General features: G+C 47.8%; 15 protein-coding genes. 13 read left to right on the top strand and 2 right to left on the bottom strand.

The window, feature by feature from the left end; all coding sequences use genetic code 11:
* Entirely contained in the window at positions 1 to 1,428 is a 1,428-nt protein-coding gene (locus BFP72_RS06215) for an ATP-binding protein (RefSeq protein WP_143519956.1), read from the bottom strand.
* A 117-nt stretch (positions 1,429 to 1,545) separates the two neighbouring features.
* Here BFP72_RS06215 and BFP72_RS06210 point away from each other — a divergent pair, with 117 nt between their 5' ends.
* From BFP72_RS06210 to BFP72_RS18970, 5 genes are all read left to right on the top strand, one after another.
* Positions 1,546 to 2,766, top strand: a complete 1,221-nt coding sequence (locus BFP72_RS06210) for a glycosyl hydrolase 108 family protein (protein ID WP_158233310.1) — start codon at positions 1,546 to 1,548, stop codon at positions 2,764 to 2,766.
* Positions 2,767 to 2,882: 116 nt separating this feature from the next.
* Entirely contained in the window at positions 2,883 to 3,173 is a 291-nt protein-coding gene (locus BFP72_RS06205; protein WP_099598309.1) for a hypothetical protein, read from the top strand.
* A 717-nt stretch (positions 3,174 to 3,890) separates the two neighbouring features.
* Positions 3,891 to 4,976, top strand: coding sequence for an FISUMP domain-containing protein (locus BFP72_RS06200; RefSeq protein WP_158233309.1), 1,086 nt, complete (start codon positions 3,891 to 3,893; stop codon positions 4,974 to 4,976).
* Between the two features lie 306 nt (positions 4,977 to 5,282).
* Positions 5,283 to 6,362 (top strand): FISUMP domain-containing protein, encoded by a 1,080-nt coding sequence (locus BFP72_RS06195; RefSeq protein WP_099598307.1) that lies wholly within the window; start codon positions 5,283 to 5,285, stop codon positions 6,360 to 6,362.
* 4 nt (positions 6,363 to 6,366) lie between these two features.
* Complete coding sequence (locus tag BFP72_RS18970; protein WP_143519955.1) at positions 6,367 to 6,939, top strand: Ig-like domain-containing protein; 573 nt, start codon at positions 6,367 to 6,369, stop codon at positions 6,937 to 6,939.
* A gap of 187 nt (positions 6,940 to 7,126) precedes the next feature.
* On the opposite strand, the gene BFP72_RS19135 is transcribed toward BFP72_RS18970, so the two are convergent.
* Positions 7,127 to 7,288, bottom strand: a complete 162-nt coding sequence (locus BFP72_RS19135) for a hypothetical protein (RefSeq protein WP_158233308.1) — start codon at positions 7,286 to 7,288, stop codon at positions 7,127 to 7,129.
* A gap of 31 nt (positions 7,289 to 7,319) precedes the next feature.
* On the opposite strand from BFP72_RS19135, the gene BFP72_RS06185 reads away from it, so the two are divergent.
* The 8 genes from BFP72_RS06185 (at position 7,320) to BFP72_RS06155 (ending at position 23,216) form a co-directional block, all read left to right on the top strand.
* Entirely contained in the window at positions 7,320 to 7,961 is a 642-nt protein-coding gene (locus tag BFP72_RS06185; protein WP_158233307.1) for an FISUMP domain-containing protein, read from the top strand.
* 39 nt (positions 7,962 to 8,000) lie between these two features.
* A complete protein-coding gene (locus tag BFP72_RS18965; RefSeq protein ID WP_143519954.1) occupies positions 8,001 to 8,273 on the top strand; it encodes a hypothetical protein in 273 nt (90 codons plus the stop codon).
* Positions 8,274 to 8,312: 39 nt separating this feature from the next.
* Positions 8,313 to 8,549, top strand: coding sequence for a hypothetical protein (locus tag BFP72_RS06180; protein ID WP_143519953.1), 237 nt, complete (start codon positions 8,313 to 8,315; stop codon positions 8,547 to 8,549).
* 369 nt (positions 8,550 to 8,918) lie between these two features.
* Positions 8,919 to 9,989, top strand: a complete 1,071-nt coding sequence (locus BFP72_RS06175; protein ID WP_099598303.1) for an FISUMP domain-containing protein — start codon at positions 8,919 to 8,921, stop codon at positions 9,987 to 9,989.
* 419 nt (positions 9,990 to 10,408) lie between these two features.
* On the top strand, positions 10,409 to 17,620 hold the full coding sequence (locus BFP72_RS06170) for a T9SS type A sorting domain-containing protein (protein WP_158233306.1): 7,212 nt from the start codon (positions 10,409 to 10,411) through the stop codon (positions 17,618 to 17,620).
* Between the two features lie 202 nt (positions 17,621 to 17,822).
* A complete protein-coding gene (locus tag BFP72_RS06165) occupies positions 17,823 to 22,010 on the top strand; it encodes an AHH domain-containing protein (protein WP_099598301.1) in 4,188 nt (1,395 codons plus the stop codon).
* Positions 21,988 to 22,647 carry an imm11 family protein gene (locus BFP72_RS06160; RefSeq protein ID WP_099598300.1) on the top strand — a complete coding sequence of 220 codons (660 nt, stop codon included), beginning with the start codon at positions 21,988 to 21,990 and terminating at the stop codon, positions 22,645 to 22,647. The genes BFP72_RS06165 and BFP72_RS06160 overlap by 23 nt, the downstream gene beginning before the upstream one ends.
* 152 nt (positions 22,648 to 22,799) lie before the next feature.
* The gene (locus tag BFP72_RS06155) at positions 22,800 to 23,216 is read left to right on the top strand and encodes an ankyrin repeat domain-containing protein (RefSeq protein WP_099598299.1); all 417 of its coding nucleotides are present in this window, start codon (positions 22,800 to 22,802) and stop codon (positions 23,214 to 23,216) included.
* Positions 23,217 to 23,273: the final 57 nt, after the last annotated feature.

Here is a 23,273-nt window from a genome sequence, read left to right as displayed (position 1 = left end):
CTACATCGACTTGCCTTCCTTTTGGCGCTCACGCTTGATGCCGCGCAAGATCAGTTCATGATTGATGGATGCGCTCCCTACACGCAAGGCAGCCAAAGCACAGTAGCGCAGCACGTTGCTGATCGAAGACCCTGTGAGTTCATAGTCTTTGGCCAATTTTCGAAAATCAACATCCTCTGCAAGCTCAAACTCATTGTCAAACGCCTTGGTCCAAAGCTTGAAACGCTCCTCAGTCGATGGTATAGGAAAATGAATCATCGACTGAAACCGCCTCAAAAAGGCCTGATCCATGTTTCCTCTAAAGTTAGACGCCAACAAAATCATCCCAGGATAATCCTCAATGCGCTGCAGCAAATAGGACACCTCTTGGTTGGCATAGCGATCATTGGAACTGCTCGTGTTGGTTCGCTTTCCAAACAATGCGTCTGCCTCGTCAAAAAACAAAATCCAGTCACGGTGCTCCGCTGCATCGAATACTTTCTTGAGGTTTTTTTCGGTCTCTCCGACATATTTGGACACCATCATCGACAAGTCAACATGGTAGACTTCTTTGTCAAACTGCTTGCCAAGCAGTGTGGCCGTCAAGGTCTTGCCTGTACCCGAGGGACCATAAAATAAAGCACGGTACCCTCGCTTGATCTTCCTACTCACCCCTTCCAATGCATCCAAGCGCTCATGACAACACAGCCAGTTTTCTACCTCATCCAACCCCTCATGGGTTTCATACGGCAGCACCAGGTCATCCCAGCTCAACCTAGAGACCAACTGCTGTGCAGGAAAATCTTGGCCATAGGAGGGCTGATACCTGCGATTGAAAAGCAATGCTTCGCTAGTCTCCATTGTAGGAGAGACAATGGATGAAAGCAAAGGGGCTGAATTGCCCGTTTTTTCCAAATTGATAAGGCCATGACTCAGGAGTTTGCCACCTGGAGACAAAGCCTCCTGTACTTGACGTCTATGCTGCTCCCCTACCAAAAAAACCACCAAACCTCCTACAGGAAGCAAAGCCGTTCCTCCTTGACGTATACTTCTTGACATCAATTGCAGGTTGTGATCGCTCTGACAAGCTCGCTCTAGAGACTCCAACCCGACGGGATAAATATCCGGCAACATCGCCAAAATCAAAACAAGTCGCTCCAAGTCACTCAAGCCATGTTTGAGCAAGAGGTCAGCGTACTCCCCTCCATCCTTCACTACGGGCAGGGAGAAGCCCGACCAATGGCTATTGCTGTTGTTCGTCACAATATTCTCACTGAGCTCCTCGATATAAACCACAACCTCCTTGACGTCTTGTACAAAGGCCGTATCGACAGTATTGATCATTTCTTCCATGCTGACACTAGGTCTAAAAAACATACACACGACATACGGTGCAATTGTCGTCAAGATAATCTCATACACGGATATTGCCGTCTGATTCTGCTCCAAAATTGACGATGGACAGGAGAAAATTCATCCAACACTCCGTTGTCTGCAATTTTTCTTTGCCACGGTACCCAAAATATGTATTTTACACCCCAATATAATAGCCAAATCACCAGCCCTATGTACTCACACGCCAACAAGACCAATACCAACAAGTACAAATCCACCAACAAGCAAAGCAACGAGCAGACCGATCTCGATTCGTTCTCTCCGGAGTTTATCCTACGAGCCAAGCAATCCCTCGGTAGTTACAACCAACAAGGGCTCGAGCAACCCCTCCAGAGAAAAGAAAAGGACACTGCCCTGCCTGATCATATCCAAGCACGTATCGATGCACTATCGGGATACAACCACAGTGAAGACAAACTACCAAGCCCCAAACAACAAAACACCACCCCACTACCCGATCCCGTCAAAGCAAGAATACAAGCCCTATCGGGGTACAATCAGTCAAACACTACTGAACATAAGCGTCAACAACCTGCACGTACAAAGAATGCTAAACTGGATAGATATACAATCAAATCTGGAGATACACTGAGTAAAATTGCTAAAACCAACAACCTGTCATTGGATCAATTGGTCACGCTCAACAAAGACCTTCTTAAACATGGCTCCAAAACGATCATTCACCCAGGGCAAGTACTCCTTCTAAAACCTCAAAATGCGCCCGAAACGCTCCACAAGACCTACCTTGAAAAAAAACACAAAACGAAAATAGACAACACCTTGGTCGCCCTTCAACATCCAAAACTCAGCTCTCCAAAAGCTCAACCCCAAGATGTGCTATCAGAAAAGGATTCTAGCCTTTCCCCTTTTGCAAAGAAACAACTAGAGCACATTTTCAAATCTGAAGGGGGGTACGTAGATGACCCGAAAGACCCCGGAGGAAAAACCAAATATGGAATCGCTGAAAAAAGAGAATGGCCATCTGCAGCGAGATTCCTTGGAATAGACCCTCATCCTGACAACATTCAAAACTTAACAAAAGAACAGGCCAAGGAATATTATATCCATAGCCGTTTCGAAAAATATAGGATTAACGAAATCTCCAGTGAAAAGACTGGAAATGCGCTACTTGACCAAAGTGTACTGACTCCTAGTTTGATCAACAAAAACGTAAAAAAAGCCCTCAACTCACTTGGACATACGCTTGAAGTTAACAAAGCAAGATTATCAGATATTGAACTTCAAATGCTGAACAAGGCAGATCCAGATAAATTTGTTGAAGAATTTGTCAAACTTCAAAATGAATATTACCGATCCTTGAAGAGCAGCAAATACGAAAAAGGATGGCTTAACAGAACGAAACGACTAACTAAATTCAACGAAACGCAATGAAAACAGCGCTAACACTCTCAGTATTACTGGTTTTATCTTCTTGCACAGCAAAAACACAAAACACTTCTAACCTTGCCCAGGACTATTGCTACGGAGACGGCTACAATGATCTAAAAATGACTTTAAAGCAAAGTCAGGATACAGTATATGTGTATTACCTCAACATACTAGATGAAGGCAATTACATCAACGGCTATGCAGAGGATGACGACTATGCTGGTTTTTTCATTCTCCCCGAAACGGGAATAACATCCCCTATTTCTTTCTCCCTTCTCAATTATCGCTCTCCCGATTTTTCATACCTCCTTACATTGACTCCCAGCCCAGAAGGATTGACATGGAAAATTCAAGAAGAAAACCCAAGCTTTCTTCCAAGGGAAGCCATACTTAGCCCATGCAAACCCTGAAATTGCACGAGTAAGCGCTCTATGGCACTTACTCGTGCTACTAACGATATGCTAACAGGAAAATGGCAATCCATAGAAGGCGACCACTGGACTATCGCTTTTGTATCTGATACCCCCGCCTATTCACAACTCATATCATACGACAATGACCTCAAAAGCGTGCCAAGCCCTTCTCAAAAGTGCCGTTTAAAACACCTGGAGAGGGTTTTTATCCTTCTTTTTGAAACACGTGTGTTTGATCGATCAAACACACGTGTTTCGAGCGCCAAACACACGTGCTTCGACGGTCAAACACACGTGTTTGTTTTGACGAGTACTTGTAGTCGGTTCATCCGCAACTTTTAGGTCTCAATGTTGATCTCTTTGCTCTTCCCTTAGTGCCCACCAAGACCAAAGGATTGGTCGGTATTTTGGGGGCTACAAATCAACATTCGACATTGAACATTCGGTATTCATTATTGAAATGATAGGAACTATGAACCTTGAATAATGAAGTGCTCTCCCTGTGTTTGGTTCGAGTCCCCTCACGAAACTCTGCCTCTAATGCGAATATTTTTCGCTTGGAATATCAATATTTATACTTGAATAAATTACTTTCACGGTATGCAAGAGCGAACACAGCCCTCTTGCTTTAGAATCAACCATAACCAACCACCTAACACTCCCATTCTCTACTACCAAACATTTTCATTTTCAACCACAATAAACACTAGGATTATGCGCCTTACTCAAAATTTTTATGAACTCATGACAAAGACCTCTCAACTCCTGCTGCTCGCTATCATGACTACTCTCATGGTCGCCTGTGGCGGTGATGACGATAGCGATGGAGACGATGTAGTCCCTTCGTGTGACGACTTCTCAGCCAGCGCAGTACGTACAGCAGCCAATGAGATCCAACTGACCATCACTGAGGGATCAGCTCCCTATGCCTACACCGTCACCTACCAGGGAGGGGCGACTCAGGACGGAGAGACCAGCCAATCACCCGTCACCATCGCTCTCACAGAGACCGCAGAGGCACAATCCATCACCGTCACCGACGAGACAGACTGCAGCGCGACTGCTGAGCTAGCCGCCTGTGCACTCACCGCTACTGCAGTAGCTTCGGACGGGGAGATCACACTCACTGTAGCAGAGGCTACAGCTCCCTACACCTATGTGATCACCTATGCAGGAGGCAGCACACAGGAGGGACAGTTCACAGACGAGAGCACGACGATCACTGCGGATCAGTCCGAAGACGCCACCCTCGTACTCACCGATGCAGACTTCTGTACCACAGAGACTACAGTGAGCGCAGACGACTTGACGTCCCTACTCGATACCCGAGACGGACAGAGATACCAAATCGTCACCATCGGCACACAGACTTGGCTCGCGGAAAACTTCAACTACGACTACTCCGGATCGCTATGCTACGATGACGATGCAGCCAACTGTGAGGTAAATGGCAAGTTCTATTCTTGGGAAATGGTCACTCAAGAAGACTTTGCACCAGAAGGATGGAAAGTCCCTAGTAAAGATGATCTAGATGCTCTTTTGACTGAGGTTGGAGATAACTCAATTGATAAATTAGAAATCGGCGGAGAATCTGGACTTGACCTACCGTACAGTGGAATTAATGAACTGACTATATTTGGTGGAGCTGGTGACATAATGAACTTAATGTCTACAGATGCCAACGGCGAGGAAATATACATTTTGGAAGTCATTAGGACTAACCCTGTTGCCTTAATATCAGACGGTTACGGAAAAACTGCTGCTGATGTAATGGGATCCGTCAGATTACTCAAAAAGTAAGAACAACTAAATAAGGTATAAAAGGGAAAGATATGAAGATGATATTTTTAGTGTTTTGTTTACTGCTAGTTGGTTCAGAATCAATTGGGCAAATAACACTTAAAACATTGGACGGTACCACATCTACAACTGGAGACATATCTGACCCTTTACTTTACCTTATATTAGATTACTTTCACGGTATGCAAGAGCGAACACAGCCCTCTTGCTTTAGAATCAACCATAACCAACCAAAATCAACCACCTAACCATCCCATTCTCTACTACCAAACATTTTCATTTTCAACCACAATAAACACTAGGATTATGCGCCTTACTCAAAATTTTTATGAACTCATGACAAAGACCTCTCAACTCCTGCTGCTCGCTATCATGGCTACTCTCATGGTCGCCTGTGGCGGTGATGACGATAGCGATGGAGACGATGTAGTCCCTTCGTGTGACGACTTCTCAGCCAGCGCAGTACGTACAGCTGCCGATGAAATCCAACTGACCATCACTGAGGGATCAGCTCCCTATGCCTACACCGTCACCTACCAAGGAGGGGCGACTCAGGACGGAGAGACCAGCCAATCACCCGTCACCATCGCTCTCACAGAAACCGCAGAGGCACAATCCATCACCGTCACCGACGAGACAGACTGCAGCACGACCGCTGAGCTAGCCGCCTGTGCACTCACCGCTACTGCAGTAGCTTCGGACGGGGAGATCACACTCACCGTAGCAGAGGGTACCGCTCCCTACACCTATGTGATCACCTATGCAGGAGGCAGCACACAGAAGGGACAGTTCACAGACGAGAGTACGACGATCACTGCGGATCAGTCCGAAGACGCCACCCTCGTACTCACCGATGCAGACTTCTGTACCACAGAGACCACAGTGAGCGCAGACGACTTGACGTCCCTACTCGATACCCGAGACGGACAGAGATACCAAATCGTCACCATCGGCACACAGACCTGGCTCGCGGAAAACTTCAACTACGACTACACCGGATCGCTATGCTACGATGACGATGCAGCCAACTGTGAGGAATACGGCAAACTATACACTTGGGCAATGGCTACTGCCGATGATTTCGCCCCAGAAGGATGGCACGTGCCTTCAAAGGAAGAAAGAGATATTTTCATCATTGAAATTGGTGATGATGCGGTGTCCAAACTACGAGAAGGCGGGTCTAGTAAATTTGAAGCAAAATTCGCTGGAGTTGAAAACAATGGAAAATATATCTTAATGGGCACAGATGCCTATTTCTGGACAAGCACAATTTCTGATGACCCAACAAGAGCCTGGTTGTTTAGGCTTGATGAAGAGGGAACCATTATTGAAGCAAACTCTACTTTAACTTCAGCATACTTAAGCTTGAGATTAATAAAAAACTGAATTGATGAGAAAGTATAACTTATGTTTCTTTTTTCTGCTTAATGTTCTTACCTCAATTGCAGATATACCTTCAATTTCATCATCGTCACCTACTGCTGGTGACGATGATATTACTCCATACATAACTTCAATATCAGTAGTCTTTGCTTCTGATGTAGCAGACCCAAGAACAACTGACAACATATCATTAAATGGAAACACAATATCAAACTCAGACCTATCTTGGGATGAATTAAATTATACTCTAACTATCAATAATATTTCAGGATTAGAATATAGTACGATATACACAGTTCGTTTCGAATATCTAGAAGATGGGGATACTCCAACAGACAACGTGTCCGATCTGGAGTACTCCTTCACCACCGCAGCGGCCACTCCTCCTTCTATATCCACCACGACCCTACCTGATGGAGACGAAGATATGGGCACCAGTGCCTCTGTAGCATTTTCTTCCTCTGTCGCCACAATCACACTCCCCCCGACCCTCACTCCCGCATACAACACGCGCTACCGTGTCGTCATGAATGACGTCTGGGCATTTGCAATGCGTTCAAAAGCAGGAGTAAGGAGATAAATACCTCATAGCAAGTCAACATTCGACATTGAACATTCGGTATTCATTATTCAAATGATAGGAACTATGAATCTTGAATAATGAAGTGCTCTCCCTGTGTTTGGTTCGAGTCCCCTCACGAAACTCTGCCTCTAATGCGAATATTTTTCGCTTGGAATATCAATATTTATACTTGAATAAATTACTTTCAAGAGACCAGCCAATCACCCGTCACCATCGCTCTCACAGAGACCGCAGAGGCACAATCCATCACCGTCACCGACGAGACAGACTGCAGCGCGACCGCTGAGCTAGCCGCCTGTGCACTCACCGCTACTGCAGTAGCTTCGGACGGGGAGATCACACTCACTGTAGCAGAGGGTACCGCTCCCTACACCTATGTGATCACCTATACAGGAGGCAGCACACAGGAGGGACAGTTCACAGACGAGAGCACGACGATCACTGCGGATCAGTCCGAAGACGCCACCCTCGTACTCACCGATGCAGACTTCTGTACCACAGAGACCACAGTGAGCGCAGACGACTTGACATCCCTACTCGATACCCGAGACGGACAGAGATACCAAATCGTCACCATCGGCACACAGACTTGGCTCGCGGAAAATTTCAACTACGACTACTCCGGATCGCTATGCTACGATGACGATGCAGCCAACTGTGAGGAATACGGCAAACTATACAATCACATCATGATCACTGCCGATGATTTCGCTCCTGAAGGCTGGAAAGTACCTTCTAAGAATGATTACCAGACTTTGATCGATTTCATAGGTGGTGATGGTAGTGATCTTATGGTAGGAGGATCATCAAAATTCGAAGGGCAATTATCTGGTCAATACAACTCTGCAGACAAAGAATTCAGACAACTTGATCAATACGGGTGGTTTGCAAGTTCCACTAAAATCACTGAGTTCTCATACACACAACTGCTCCTCGGGTTCGGAGATCAATTAGCCAGATTGGACAATATATTCAATGAAATTGAAGAATACCCTGCGGTAAGACTTCTCAAAAAATAATCAGTTACCGAATTTAAGGAGAGTGAGAAATACAGAATTATGAAAAAAGCATTCCTACTAATTGCAGTATTTTATTCGTTAATTGGCAATGCTCAGCCCAGTTTCGATTCTAGTAATGGCAATAACACGTCTTCTCCCTCTCCTTATCTTTCGACAATACGAGTTGGGTTAACAGGTGTCACGACACCTACAAGTCTTTCAGTAGTAAAACTACATAATGGAGCCAGTAGTACTGATTCAGAAATCACTTCTGCTATATCAGCATCCGGTTATAAAAATGGGGCAGGGACAAATATGCATTTTTCGACCTAGCCATAAACCTTGAATACAATCACGATTACACTATTTCATTTGAAATTAATAGCACAATTAGAGTATACCTTCACCACCGCAGCGACCACCTACACCACTACCCTACCTGATGGAGACGAAGATATGGGCACCAGTGCCTCTGTAGCATTTTCTTCCTCTGTCGCCACAATCACACTCCCCCCGACCCTCACTCCCGCATACAACACGCGCTACCGTGTCGTCATGAATGACGTCTGGGCATTTGCAATGCGTTCAAAAGCAGGAGTAAGGAGATAAATACCTCACAGCAAATCAACATTCGACATTGAACATTCGGTATTCATTATACCAATATCACCTCCAATCCCCATCAGTAGAGGGGCATGAAAAACAACAACCCATGTCGAACTATGAACCTTGAATAATGAAGTGATCTCCCTGTCTCCGCCCTGCTCCCAACAATTTATCTCTGCCATTCGCAATATTTTTGCTTAGAATATCAATATTTATACTTGAATAAATTACTTTCACGGTGTATAAGAGCGAACACAAATTGCTTACTTGTAAAATCAACCCATAAACCAGCCAATAAACCAACCAGCAGACAACTCCATTCTTTTCGTATCACACATTTTATCATTTACAACCACAATAAACACTAGGATTATGCGCCTTACTCAAAATTTTTATGAACTCATGACAAAGACCTCTCAACTCCTGCTGCTCGCTATCATGGCTACTCTCATGGTCGCCTGTGGCGGTGATGACGATAGCGATGGAGACGATGTAGTCCCTTCGTGTGACGACTTCTCAGCCAGCGCAGTACGTACAGCAGCCAATGAGATCCAACTGACCATCACTGAGGGATCAGCTCCCTATGCCTACACCGTCACCTACCAGGGAGGGGCGACTCAGGACGGAGAGACCAGCCAATCACCCGTCACCATCGCTCTCACAGAGACCGCAGAGGCACAATCCATCACCGTCACCGACGAGACAGACTGCAGCGCGACCGCTGAGCTAGCCGCCTGTGCACTCACCGCTACTGCAGTAGCTTCGGACGGGGAGATCACACTCACCGTAGCAGAGGGTACAGCTCCCTACACCTATATGATCACCTATGCAGGAGGCAGCACACAAGAGGGACAGTTCACAGACGAGAGCACGACGATCACTGCGGATCAGTCCGAAGACGCCACCCTCGTACTCACCGATGCAGACTTCTGTACCACAGAGACCACAGTGAGCGCAGACGACTTGACATCCCTATTCGATACCCGAGACGGACAGAGATACCAAATCGTCACCATCGGCACACAGACCTGGCTCGCGGAAAACTTCAACTACGACTACACCGGATCGCTATGCTACGATGACGATGCAGCCAACTGTGAGGAATACGGCAAACTATACACTTGGGCAATGGCTACTACCGATGATTTCGCCCCAGAAGGATGGCACGTGCCTTCGAAGGAAGATTTCGAAGCACTTCTCACAGAAGTCGGAGATAACTCAGAAACCAAATTAATAAAAGGTGGTAGTAGTGGGTTCGAAGGTCAATATGGCGGATATATTGAGTACTCAGATCACGATGGGATTACTGAACATGGTCTTTTTTGGTCTGATACACCGGACGAGGACGAATACTATTTCTTATCATTTGGACACTTATCTAATGCTAGAATACTATCAGTTGATAATTCATTTTCACTAAGTGTTAGACTCATTAAAAAGTAATACATCATTAATAAATGGCAGGTTAAACCCTGCCTATTTTCTTTCAAAAATTGAGTTGTATGAAACTACATGTTAACTTTCTTATAGTATCTCTAATATTGACATCCTCAAACGTAGTGTTTGCAACAGTGCCTAGTATTATTGATAATAGTAGTACGCCTCACAATAACTCAATTGATGTAACCCCATACCAAAATCAGATCGAAATAGTCTTTAATATTGACATTGAAGAAGTTATTTCAAGTAATGAGGCTTCAAATCAAATTACAATTACTTATCTAGACAATGAAAACAATTCTCAAACAATTGGTAACGAAAACTACAGCATAAGTGGTTACGCCCCTGGAAATAGAGAATCCTTTTTCATAGATTTTATTGCAAGCTTCAATTTCAATTATAATCAAACCTATACCATAAACTTGACTGGAGTAACAGAGCGTGGGGGGACGGATTCAAACGACCTCACCTATTCCTTCACCACCGCAGCGGCCACTCCTCCTTCTATATCCACCACGACCCCATCGGATCCTGCCAACGCCACCGATCAAAAGCCTTCGATTGGTTTCAGCACCATCACGGTCAACTACTCCCAAGACGTCAAAGATGGGAACGGAGCAACCAACAATGCAACCATCTACACCACTACCCTACCTGATGGAGACGAAGATATGGGCACCAGTGCCTCTGTAGCATTTTCTTCCTCTGTCGCCACAATCACACTCCCCCCGACCCTCACTCCCGCATACAACACGCGCTACCGTGTCGTCATGAATGACATCTGGGCAGACGAAGATGCCCAAAACCCCGCGGCGACTGGCGAATCGTTCACCTTCACCACGACAAACGAACCACCCGCTATCTCCAGCACTACTCCTGAAGCTCCCACCAACGCCACGGACCAAAAACCTTCGATTGATTTCAGCACCATCACGGTCAACTACACCAAAGACATCAAAGATGGGAATGGTACGGTGGACGGCAATGTCTCCATTTATGTCAATGGCAACTCTACCCCAATCGAAATCCCACAGAGCAGCACGACCTTCGGTACCAACAATGTACTCATCGATTTGGCTAGCCTCCTCACTCCAGATTACAACACCACGTACCGAGTCGTCATGAATGACATCTGGGCAGACGAAACGGCCCGAAACCCTGCTTCCACAAGTGAATTTTCCTTCACCACCACAGCCGAACCACCTACGATCGACACGACAAATCCTACAGGGACAGGTGTGACACCTGACTTCTCCTCGATCACAGTCACCTACACCAAAGACGTCATCGATGGCAATGGGGGCAGCCACAACGCTACGATATACACCACAGTGGGGGGCACAGAAGACAGTGGCACCAGTGTCGCCGTAAACTTCACGAACAACTCCTCAGAAGTAACCCTGGCCCTCACCCCACAGTACGGCACCACCTATCGAGTCGTCATGAATGACATCTGGGCAGACGAAACGGCCCAAAACCCCGCAGCGACTGGGGAGTCGTTTACTTTCACTACTGCGGATGCCGTAGCGCCGACCATAGATACTTCCGTTGACACAAGCCCTGCAGGGACGAATGTCACTCCTGATTTTGACGAGCTCACCGTCACCTATACCCAAGACATCAAAGACGGGAATGGCGGGACGAGCAATGTCTCCATCTACACGACCTCACTGCCTAGTGGGACCGAATCAGCAGCCATCTTGGTTCCAAACAACAAGGTGAATTACTCGGACAAAGTAGCTACAATTGATCTTGCGGGCGTACTGACGCCAAACTACTCTACGACCTATCGAGTAGCCATGAGTGGAATCGCAGCAGACGAAAGTGCCAATAACCCGGCCGTGGATGGTGAATTTTCCTTCACTACCCAGATGGCCGTCACCATCACAGACCTGGGAGACCTCGGCACACAGTGCCCAGCGACAGCCATAGACCTAGGTGACATCTTGTGGTTTGAAGGAGAACCAGGACAATTCATGGACCCTGATTCGGGAGCGCCAAACGATCTCATATCCATGACCATCAGTGCTCCTAGCGCATTTGCATTTGACACTACGGGGGTCACGCTATCCGTCCATGCGACAGACAAAGACATTGACCTATCCCAAATCCAGTTGAGCTACGTCTACACGGATGGCGTACGCCAAGACAATCAATTGATCATTGGTTTTGATCCCGATGACATCACCACCGACAACTATGCTGATCTCCTCACGCTCTCGGGGCTAAAACTCGTCTACATAGGAGGTAGCGTCACCGGGGATCAATCCATCACAGCGACACTCAGCAACCACGACGATTTCCCAGGCTGGACCACAGCATCAAGAACCATCGCTGAATTCACCCTATCCCCGAGTACAGACGGATATATGAACGGAGGAACACCCACTAGTGCTGTTGTAACACTGACCGACTATGAGTCGGTCTGTAGTGAAGATTTTAGATTTTATGACTCCTACGACCAACTTTGGAAGATCGATGACAACAACGTCATTTCTCTGGTCGGCTCCTTCAGCGGAAATACTATATTTGTCGACTATGCGGACTATTATGATCAGGGACGAACGATCTTCTTTGCGACATCAGGTCCAGGCCCTTGTCCGACTACCGTATCCAGCCCCACTGAGCTGCATTTTCAGCCGAGTTTACCACATCCGTATAGCGTCTATTTCAAAGTGACGACCGGTACTGATGGTAACGTCTCCCCCAAAGTAACTCATAATGTTTCATACGGCAGATCCATACGCTACATGATCCCCCCAGGGACATCAAGCTCTGAATGGGATGACCAAGATGTCACCATCCAAGCCTATGCCAGTATATTCGACTTGAACAACGACACCCCACTGAGTGGTACTATCTCTGGATCAGTAATTGCACCCGTAGATAGTGCACTTACTTACAATAGGGATGAAAAAACCGCACACTGGAATCCCTTCAAGTCGTTTGAGCAAGGGATCACCGACTTTCGCGTCACCATTGACCCGGTCTGTACCACCTCCTCATACCACCCTTACTATCAAGATCCGGTGATAACTATCGTCAATTTTGACCCAGAGACAGGCAGCCAACTCTCCAGTACAGCCCTCAACAATAGTTCGGTATGCCTACAAGATATGGATGACGCACAACTGACTTGGATCCCTGGTGAAGTTACCGGGGTAGAGGTGAGTAGCATTACAAGCTCCATCTCGGGTTTGATCTATACATCCGCGGGCAAATACATGATCTCTCCCTCAGCCATACCTGAGACGCTCGCAGGTACAACCATCCCCATCGTCATACAATATATCACCCCAGAAACCACTACCGCCAAAACCACCTACCAATACATCTACGTGTCTCAACCTGTAGAACCCACCGTACAGACCTTCTCCAATGGACAAACAGAGACGCTCTCCGATGCGGAAACTGACACTACCTCATATTGCTATGGGGACAATCTCATACTCGGCGTAGAAGAAAGAGGAACCGCTACTTTTTACATCACCAACAACGACAACTTAACGCAGAGCTGGTTGGAAGAACCCACGTTGATTTTCAGGGAACTGACAACAGACGACCTCAATGGAAAAATCACTACAGCCAACTCACTAGTAGCCAACGAAACAGGCTACACCTTGACTGCCGAGTTTAGAGAACCATTTGGAGAATGCTTGAGCACCAAAACCTACAACATCAAAGCATTGCCAAAGGTGGAAGCCTTTGATGAGATGTCTTTCACCTACTGCAGAGGCTATGGTGGAGACGAATTGAAGCCAGTAGAAATCACACCAGCAGTAGACACGATTGAATTGCGCTGGTACAACGACGAAGATGTGTTTCTTGGGACGGGATGGACATTTGACGTGGGAGTTCCCAACCACACCACGACTACCGCCCCTTATGTCTTTCATGTGATCAAAAAAACAGAAAAGGGTTGTTTCAGTGATGCGTCACAAGTGAACGTTAATATCTCAGATGACATCACTGACAGCTCTGTTTCGCCTTTGGTCCCCTCTGCCCTAGGAGATACTACTCTCGCCTATTGTAGAGGCTATGGTGGAGAAATCCTGCCCGAAGTAGACATCACCCCTCTAGCGGCGGACAGTGTACTGCACTGGTACGATGACGCAGGGAATTTCCTTGGGACAGGCTGGTCCTTTGACGTAGACGTATCCAACGCCGTAGTGCAAAGCACGACCTTCAAGGTAGAGCGTGTCGTGACGGGTGGCTGTATCAGTGCCCAATCCGATGTAGTCGTCCAGATCTCGGATGACACGACTGACGATACCGTCTACCCACAGGTCCCTACAGCGCTCGCAGATGCCACCCTCGCCTATTGTAGAGGTTATGGAGGAGAAACTCTGCCCGACGTAGAAATCACCGCCGTAGCAGCAGACAGTGTACTGCACTGGTACGATGACGCAGGAAATTTCCTTGGGACAGGCTGGTCCTTTGACGTAGACGTGTCCAACGTCATAGTACAAAGCACGACCTTCAAAGTAGAGCGCGTCGTGACGGGTGGCTGTATCAGTGCCCAATCCGATATAGTGGTCCAGATCTCGGACGACACGACTGACGATACCGTCTACCCTCAAGTCCCTGCGGCTCTTGGAGACAGGACATTGGCCTACTGCAAGGGCTATGGAGTAGATGCTCTCCCAGCCGTAGAGATCACTCCTGTAGTAGACAATGTCGTCTTGCAATGGTACGACAGCTTAGGCAACCCCTTGGGGTCAGGTTGGACCTTTGATGTAGGTGTTTCCAACCTGACGCAAGCAATCACCGAATTCAAAGTCGAAAAAATCACAACCGATGGTTGCATCAGCCCCCAATCTTCCATCAATGTCCAGATCACCGATGATGCCTCAGTTGCCAACGTCTACCCTGAAGCATTCGAAGCGCTGGCGGACACCACCATGGTCTACTGCGAGGGCTATGGAGGTCAAAATCTCCCTGCAGTCATAGTGACGCCTACAGAAGACAATGTCGTACTCAACTGGTACGATAGAATCGGCAATTTTCTAGGTACAGGTTGGACGTTTGACGTGGGAGTTTCGAACCTAAACCTACAGACCACAACTTATGCCGTAGAAAAAGTCAAAACCAACGGCTGCATCAGTGCCCGCTCAGTGATGAACATCCAAATCACCGACAATGCGACCACTGCAAATGTCTACCCGAGCATCCCGGCTCCTCTAGAAGCGAAGACATTGGTCTATTGTGAAGGCTATGGTGGAGAAAGATTCCCAGCGGTAGAAATCGATTCGGTCGCCCATAGCAACCTACTCTGGTACGACAAGAATGGCAAAGCACTGGGTACCGGATGGACCTTTGATGTGGGTGTTTCAAACCTTGATTTGGAGACCACCCAGTTTATTGTAGAAAAAGTAACCACAGACGGTTGCATCAGTGCACAATCTACCGTGGACATCAAGGTCACCAACAAAAACGACACAAACAATCTCCCGGGAGTACCCGATGCACTAGCCGATACCAACTTGATCTATTGCGTCGGAGAAGGACAGGACGGACTCCTGCCCAATCTTGAAATCAGCGAGACTCCCGGATACAGCCTACTCTGGCTAGATACCAAAGGCAACTTGTCCGAAGAAACCTGGTCCTATGCTTCCGGCATCAAAAACGACCAAGTATCCGACAATGCACTGACTGTCAGGCTCAAAGAAGATGAAACGCACTGTCTCAGCCCACTATCCACAGTCAATGTTGCCGTGGGAGCCAACCCAAAGGCTGATTTCGAATACGCATTCAATTGCGAAGGCGGTCTCTTTGTCCACGACTTATCCACCGAAGGCATCGTCAACCGAGACACCATATCCCTATGGGACTGGCACATCGTCAATGACGACACGCACATCGTCTATCAAGACAACGACCTACCCGACACAGGCATTCAACTCACCCCAAACCATACTGGAGTTCAAAACGTAATGCTGACTGTCTCTACTCCTATGCAATGCGCAGATTCGGTCACCCGGCAGGTCAGCCTATTCGAACAAGCCACAATCACGAATGCTACCTACCACACTGATTTTGAATCTGGCAAGGACGGATGGATCGCTACCTCTGACAACCCCAACACCTCGCTAGAGGATGTCCAGCGCAACAGCAGCTGGACACTGGAAGAGTGGGAAGGCGTGCCCTCCACCTGGCACACCGCCGGCAACAACGAAAAAAGCTGGGTCACCAGTCCCTGCATAGACCTGAGTCTATTCACCGCACCCAAATTGACCATGCAACTCTACCACGACAGCCCTTCACTCGAAGGTGCAGTAGTCCAATACAAAGTCAAAGCGGACACACCAGATCAAGACAGTGACTGGGTCCAGCTGGGAGTAGCGAATGTTGGCATCAACTGGTACAACAGCGAAAGCATCTCTGCAAGCCCTGGAGGCGGGATAGTAGGCTGGAGTGGTACCAGCGATGAAGAGGAAAGCCTATGGAAGACTGTCTCCTATGGTCTGTCTGATGTCCTGCGATCCATGAGCACCCACGGCAGTGACCAAGTACAATTCAGAGTTGCCTACGCGAGTTTGGATCTAGGGGACAACCGCTCCAACGGCGGAGTGGCCTTTGACAACATCACCATCGACAACAAAAGCCGCAAAAACCTCATCGAGCACGTCACCAACCTCAATGCCCCCTCTGACCTACTCGACCAGCGACAACTCGTCGACGACTATGTCCAAGACATCAATCGATCCCAGGATCCTGACGTCATCTACATACAGTATCACGGCATGGATCTAGAACCAGACGAACTCTACTATGGGTATCACTTCAGTGAAAACACTGCCAGCGACCACTCCATCAGAGGGACCTACCCTACCGGCACTACACTAGTCAATGGTCAGGGTGGTGAGAATAAAGATTTTCGTACATGGGGAGACCAACAATACAACGCCGAGACCCTACTCTCTCCGGCATTTGATGTATTTCTCAGCTACGAAGACTATGTCCCAGGAGAGCCTCTCCAAGTGACCGCATCTGCCGTACGTACCAGCGCTCCCTACCTCCCCTTGGATACCGCCAGTATGGACCTCTTGCTCACGCTAAACATCGCTGTAGTCGAAAAAAATGTCACCGCCACTGACGGTAGCCAGCATCACAACGTACTCGTCAAGTTTCTGCCCAAATACGGTGCAGATGCCAAATGGGCCGACTGGGACGTACAGCTGGGTGAAACCCTCAGTGCTCAGGTAGAATGGCAAGTACCTATAGAAGCTGACCCCAATCGATTTGCCCTTATCGCTTGGGTAGAGAAAACCAACACCACACGTGACAACCCCAATGCTCCAGTTCGCCCGGAGGTATTCCAAGCCGTACAACTGGACATCAATGAGTCGCTCCAAGCAACACCCCTCATCACATCGGTGGACGAGCAAAACATGCGCTATCAAGTGTACCCCGTCCCGGCACAAAACCATCTCATGGTCAGCAAACAGGGACAACCGCTCCCTCCCTCGCAATGGGTCATCTATAGCTTGCTCGGCCAAGAAATACTCCAAGGCAACACCAACTCCGTCAATGGCACACTGATGATGGACGTCTCCGGTTTGAATACGGGGACATACATCCTCCAAATCCAAAATAGTGACGGGCAGTTTTTCGAACGTTTCATCAAGCAATAAAACCCAAGTCCTAGCCGCTGTATGCACCACAAGCCCTCTACTTTTGGCTCTACAAGCCCTACACCCGACAGCTCTCCCTACGCCCTAGGCATAGAGAGAGCCATCGGACGCTACGATTTCTCATTGCATAATCACCTCAAAACGGATCATAAGAAGAATTCTATCCTTATTTTAGCCCCTAACCCAACCTAATTCTCCGTCCATGGGAACAGAAATTGCATACGTAGACCCTGTAGAAGAGCTCGAGCACGAAACCGAATCGCTCCGGCAAAAGTACATCCATGCAGCATTTTTGTCTGACGATCAGCGCAAAGCCCTTCGACACGTTGCAGAACGCGCCCACAACGATGCTTCTCTGTCCTACTCCTACGATCAGGTCCTTTCGGAAATACAGGACTTTCATCGTCGCAAACATGCCCCCGCTCCAGGCATGGTGCCAAAGGACGGCTCCTCCAACACAACAGAAACAGAAGCCAAAGTAGCCGCAGACCATCCCTCCACCCCCGTCACCCAAGACGAAAAAGCACCAAAAGTCAGCCAGGGAGATGGATTTGCCAAACTCCAAGAAATCAACCGCCGACGAAAAGCCAAAGAAGCCTTCGAAAAAGGGATTATCAAATACTACAAAGGCGTCAAAACGACCTACCTCAATGCCTGCCTCAACCGTCGTGAGAAAGAAGGGACTCGGGCGAAATTCAAACGCTTCGAAAGCAACGTAGTGCGCAACGGGCTCGGTTGGGGATCGAGTGCATTTGTCAGCGCACTCAAAGCACAGTTTCCGCAGATTCTATGGGCGGCCGAAATACAGCATTTTGACCAACCAGAGGTTGCTGCTGTACGCGAGGACCCCGCAGCAGCAAGCACCACACCAGTGCCCCCCTCTACCTCTGCTGTACCTCCCACCAGCGACACTGTGGACGCACGACCTACCCCACAGGCCCCAGATTCGAAAAGCCAAGAAGAAAACCAAGAAGAAAGCCAAGAAGAAAGTGAAAAGGAGGACAAAGGGCAAAAAGAAACAGACACTAAAAAAGCCAATGCTGATACATCTGAAGGGGTACTACAGGCCTACATCCAAAAGCGACCTACCGAACAAATCGATGCTGCAGCAAGTCTAGCTGATCAAGTCAAAACCAAGCTTCACGAAGAATCAACCAAAGCCAAGGAAGAAATCCCGACGGTAGATCAAGTCCCTACGGGTCTAGCATCCAGTGAGTCCAAGCCCGTCAAGCGCCCTCCACTGGGTGAGAATAAAATCCCTGACTTGGCCCCCACAGGCGAGACCGTTAAAGGAGACACACTTATGTCTCCAACTCCCAGACCCGATGGCGATTCGGCACAATCCGCAGAAGCCATCCAAGCAGCCAAACCACCCTTCGAACCTGCTCCCACTCTGCCATTGCAGGGAGCTACTGATCCAGAGCAGCTTGGGGACTTTGCACAGCAATCCAAGACCGCTACTCAAAAAGCCGCACAAGCCGCAGACCATCGGACACAAGCCCATACAGGACTGGACCGTATCGCTCCTGCTCCATCGACCAAGGGGCTAGAGCCTCAGGCAAAGGACGTAGCAGAAGTCGAGATCAATCCGATCGCCATCGATCCCATCCAGACCAAAGTCCCAGAGATCGAAGACCAACTCAACGCGCAAGCCAGTCTAGCGATGACCGAAAAACTGGCCGCAGAAGAAGCCAAATTGACAGAGGCCAGCAGCACGCTCGAAACGCAAAAAACGGAAGCCAAAGTGGATTTTGAGCAGAAGATGGCGAATGAAGTCGCACAAACTACCGCAAAGCAGAAAGCCGCACAGCAGAAAGCCAAAGCAGACACCGAATCACACCAGGCCGCATGGCAAGCAGAAAACAAGCAACTGGTCAATGAGTTTGACACGCAGCAAGCAGCCAGCCGTGCACAAGCCCAATCGCAGATCGAAGAGCAAGTCGCGCAAACCAACCAGCAGACTGCCGCCAAAATGTCTCAAGCGCAATCCGAGGCAAACAAAGCCGTAGCTACCGCCAAGTCTGAAGCAACGGCAAAACAAAAGAAAGCAGAAGAAGACAAAAGCTGGTTCGACAAAGCGGCCGACTATGTATCCAGTGTCTGGGAAAACCTCAAAAGTGCGATCAGCAATATTTTCAATGCCCTGGTCACACTTGTCAATGGCATCATCGATGCAGCCAAAACAGCTATCGCCGGACTGATCGACATGGCGACCCAGCTGATTGTAGGTTTTATCAAGACCTTTGGTGAAATCCTCAAAGCAGCCATCAAAGTATTGTTTGCGGCCTTCCCTCGTATAGCCAAGAAATTTGAGACCCTCATCGATGCAGCGATCAATCTGGCCGTCCAGGCAGTTCAAAAACTGGCCGACCTGCTCAAAGCAGCCATTCAAGCCTTGCTGGATTTTGTTGCCACAGTGATCGTGGCTTATATCCAAGCCTATCAAGCGATCGTCAATATGGTCCTCTCTGCGATAGAGGCTATTGCCAAAGTACTAAAAGCCGCCCTTCAAGGCATCACTCACCTGGTCTTGTCTGCACAGCAGTCACCCAGCCAGTTTTGGGGACAGCTATCCGAGGAGTTGCTGGGGCAGGATGTGACCCGACCACTACCCAATGAGATCATCCCTCCTGCCGTGGAGACCGCTCCCAGTACCAACGAGCTAAAGGATCTGATAGCGTCGAGTCCAGTCTCTGCCAATGACGCCAGCATCCTCCACAAAACATCCTACGAAGCGGGTGATTTCAGTGTAGAGCCGAGCCCAAGTGAAGTCACACTTGATGGAGGACTCATGAGAGACCTCAGCCTATTGGGAGATGGGACACATGAGTTTGGGCACAACGACCAAGACATCCAAGGACTAAAAGCAGATGCACTGCAACAAGATGATACCACCGCAGAGGTCACGGAGACTACATCGGTCGATACACAGTCTGTCAGTCCTGATCTGGTAGGTCCCTTCCACACGCCGGGCGAACGAGCAACCTTCCTCATCGGTCAGATGAAAGATGGCGTGATGAAGTGGCTGGGCGAAAACAAAGTAGCCATCCTCGCAGGATTGATCGCTGGCATCACAGGAGTGATCCTCGCCAATATACTCACAGGCGGTGCGATCATGGCAGCTTTGCCGCTGATCATGCAGCTCATGAGCGCCTACTTCGCCGCAGAGCTGGTCTATCAGGTAGCCAAGCGACTGGGTAGTTATCTTTCTAGCGCATGGCCAGGCAATCTGGTCGAGGGAGCCAAACACCTCGCCAGGGCCTTTGTGATCCTGGCCATCGAACTGCTCATGGCCCTTCTCTTTGGAGCCAAAGGAGCCATGAAAGCCGCCAAGGGAGCTGCCAAAACAGCCAAAGGAGGTAGGAAAAGCGCCCAACAAGCCGTCAAGGCAGGTGCTAAACAATACATCAAGAATCAAAAACAAGCAGCACGCAAGCTAGCAGCCGTCTCCCAAGGTGGTGCCCAAGCAGCTATCAAAAACGGGAAGTTCGTGATGAAGGGCGTGAAGAAGAGCACACTCAAAGGCGCCAAATCTATCGACGACCTGACTCAAAAACTCATGAAGCAGCTTCGTTTCAAGAAGTTCCGCTTCACCCTCAAGCAGCGCAGATTCAAACTCGAAGGGCAGGTCAACCCCTGGGTACTGCTGGCGAGTGGGGAGGTTAAAGAAGTAAATATTAAAAAGGGCGACAGAATCGGAGACCACGGCACATTTAAGACTAAGCCAGAATATGCCCAAAGGCAAAAGGGACGTAAACGTCAGCGAACTGATTCGGAGGAAGTAGAAGGCTACCTAATAGGTAAAAGAGACAACCCTACCCCTAGTGCCTATGTGCAAAGTCTACAAGCTGATGACATGACCGATGCAGCCAGAAAAGTCGAGTACAATAATATCGAGGCGGATGGGAGAAACCACATCGTGGGTAGAGATGCATTTGACTATGAAAAGGCCGTCAAAGAACTAGGACTCGCACCTGCCAATGCTATCAAAAACAGAAGTAAACTAGCCGCGAATCTTGGGATGCCTCCAGGAACTAATTATAATGCGCATCACATTATCCCAATAGAATTGATAGCCAAGAGTAAAGCTCTAAGAATCGCAATAAACAACGGCTTTGACTTCAATAGTAAGCTAAATGGCAAGTGGCTCAAGCGGTATAGTAGCTCTGTCAAAAGAAATAAGGCTGGCGATATGATCGCTGACACGTCGGGGACGCATGCTTCGCATCCGAAATACAGTGATGAAGTGTTACTGGAACTAGACAATATTGATATATCCGCGAGTCCAGAGAAAATCAAAGAGGAAATAATCGAAGTGATTAAATACTTCGATGAAATGATTGAGAACAATAATTCCACCAGATTAAATGAACTATTTCAGAATTCGTAAAAGCACCTCCCTAAAAGAAGTAGGCCACATCGACCAGATCGATGAAGGCATTCGACTGATTGAAGTTGATGAACGAGATGCATATCAAACCTTGAACAGGAGAGAATGGCCCGACCCCATGTTGCCATTGGATATATTCAAATTGAATCGAGCGGCTAAATTGACAGATGTGTTGAGTTGTACCTTTACTCAAGAAACAGTAGGTCTAGTTGTCAATGAAAAAGTAAAATCGATACTGGAATCATTTCGGTTAGAGTGCACCAAAGTATTTCCGATGAGCATACACTCGGCAGACCTAACTAAGGTGCATGAGTACTTCCTGTTTTATGTCACAGAGTCTCGTGAACTGGTTGATTTTGCTTCTTCTACTTACTTCAAAATGGATAGAGGACGTACCCAGATGATAGAAGAGATCTCTTTGAGAGACATTGATGAATTTTATGATGCCTACAAAAAAACAAGGGGAGGCATTCTTGCTCCACAACAAATCCAATTCAACTCAGAACCAGACTTTTTCAGAATTCCTTGGGGTGTTTCTCCATATATCTCCGAACGGCTAAAAAATGCTCTAGAAAAAGCCCAAGTGACCGGTATTGATATTCAGCCCGTGAAGCTTGAAATCATGGCGCCAAAATGATGCTTCAGTATCGGTTCTTGAATAAAGAAGCTCAAATAGAAGTAGAAAATTAGATTTATGAGTTCAAATAGCAATAGGTTATATGTGGCTACCCTAAGAGGTGAAATACACAAGTTAAAAAATTAATCAAGGAGGGGTTTGACATTGATAAAATGGGAGATACAGATCAATGTCCGTTACATGCTACCATAAGTATGTATAAAATCCCCACAGAAGAAAGAAAACAATTACAAGAGATATTAGAACTTCTAATCTCCCACGGTGCAGACCTCAATGTCAAGACCAAACCAGGCTATACCGCCTGTCACTTGGCTGCTATGAGCAACAACCTAGAGGCCTTAAAGCTCCTGATAGAAAACGGCGCAGACAAGGATATCCGTGATCCGTATGGGAATACGCTGCTAACTACGGCAGTTGCAAGTTTTGATGGTGACGATTCAATTGTGAAATATCTACTGGACCTGGGAATGGATCCATTGGCAGAAAACAACAGAGGGAACAATTTGCTCAACGGTCTAGATATGCCGCGTAAAGATCCAATTCGCCATTTGTTTGAAAAGTGGCTGTAGATAGCGTCTGAGCAAGCAGCTCCCCTTAGCGCAAATTCCGCTTCACCCTCAAGCAGC

Origin of the sequence: Reichenbachiella sp. 5M10 (assembly GCF_002742335.1) — a bacterium.
GTDB lineage: Bacteria > Bacteroidota > Bacteroidia > Cytophagales > Cyclobacteriaceae > Reichenbachiella.
The sequence above is the reverse complement of the archived record's forward strand: the minus strand, read 5'-3'. Positions and strand labels throughout refer to the sequence as shown.

Excerpts from the sequence above, each read along its gene's own strand:
- BFP72_RS06155 (WP_099598299.1), top strand. The coding sequence starts at position 22,800 with ATGGGAGATACAGATCAATGTCCGTTACATGCTACCATAAGTATGTAT.
- BFP72_RS06165 (WP_099598301.1), top strand. The coding sequence starts at position 17,823 with ATGGGAACAGAAATTGCATACGTAGACCCTGTAGAAGAGCTCGAGCAC.
- BFP72_RS06175 (WP_099598303.1), top strand. The coding sequence starts at position 8,919 with ATGCGCCTTACTCAAAATTTTTATGAACTCATGACAAAGACCTCTCAA.
- BFP72_RS18970 (WP_143519955.1), top strand. The coding sequence starts at position 6,367 with ATGAGAAAGTATAACTTATGTTTCTTTTTTCTGCTTAATGTTCTTACC.
- BFP72_RS06195 (WP_099598307.1), top strand. The coding sequence starts at position 5,283 with ATGCGCCTTACTCAAAATTTTTATGAACTCATGACAAAGACCTCTCAA.
- BFP72_RS18965 (WP_143519954.1), top strand. The coding sequence starts at position 8,001 with ATGAAAAAAGCATTCCTACTAATTGCAGTATTTTATTCGTTAATTGGC.
- BFP72_RS06205 (WP_099598309.1), top strand. The coding sequence starts at position 2,883 with ATGACTTTAAAGCAAAGTCAGGATACAGTATATGTGTATTACCTCAAC.
- BFP72_RS06200 (WP_158233309.1), top strand. The coding sequence starts at position 3,891 with ATGCGCCTTACTCAAAATTTTTATGAACTCATGACAAAGACCTCTCAA.
- BFP72_RS06160 (WP_099598300.1), top strand. The coding sequence starts at position 21,988 with ATGAACTATTTCAGAATTCGTAAAAGCACCTCCCTAAAAGAAGTAGGC.
- BFP72_RS06210 (WP_158233310.1), top strand. The coding sequence starts at position 1,546 with ATGTACTCACACGCCAACAAGACCAATACCAACAAGTACAAATCCACC.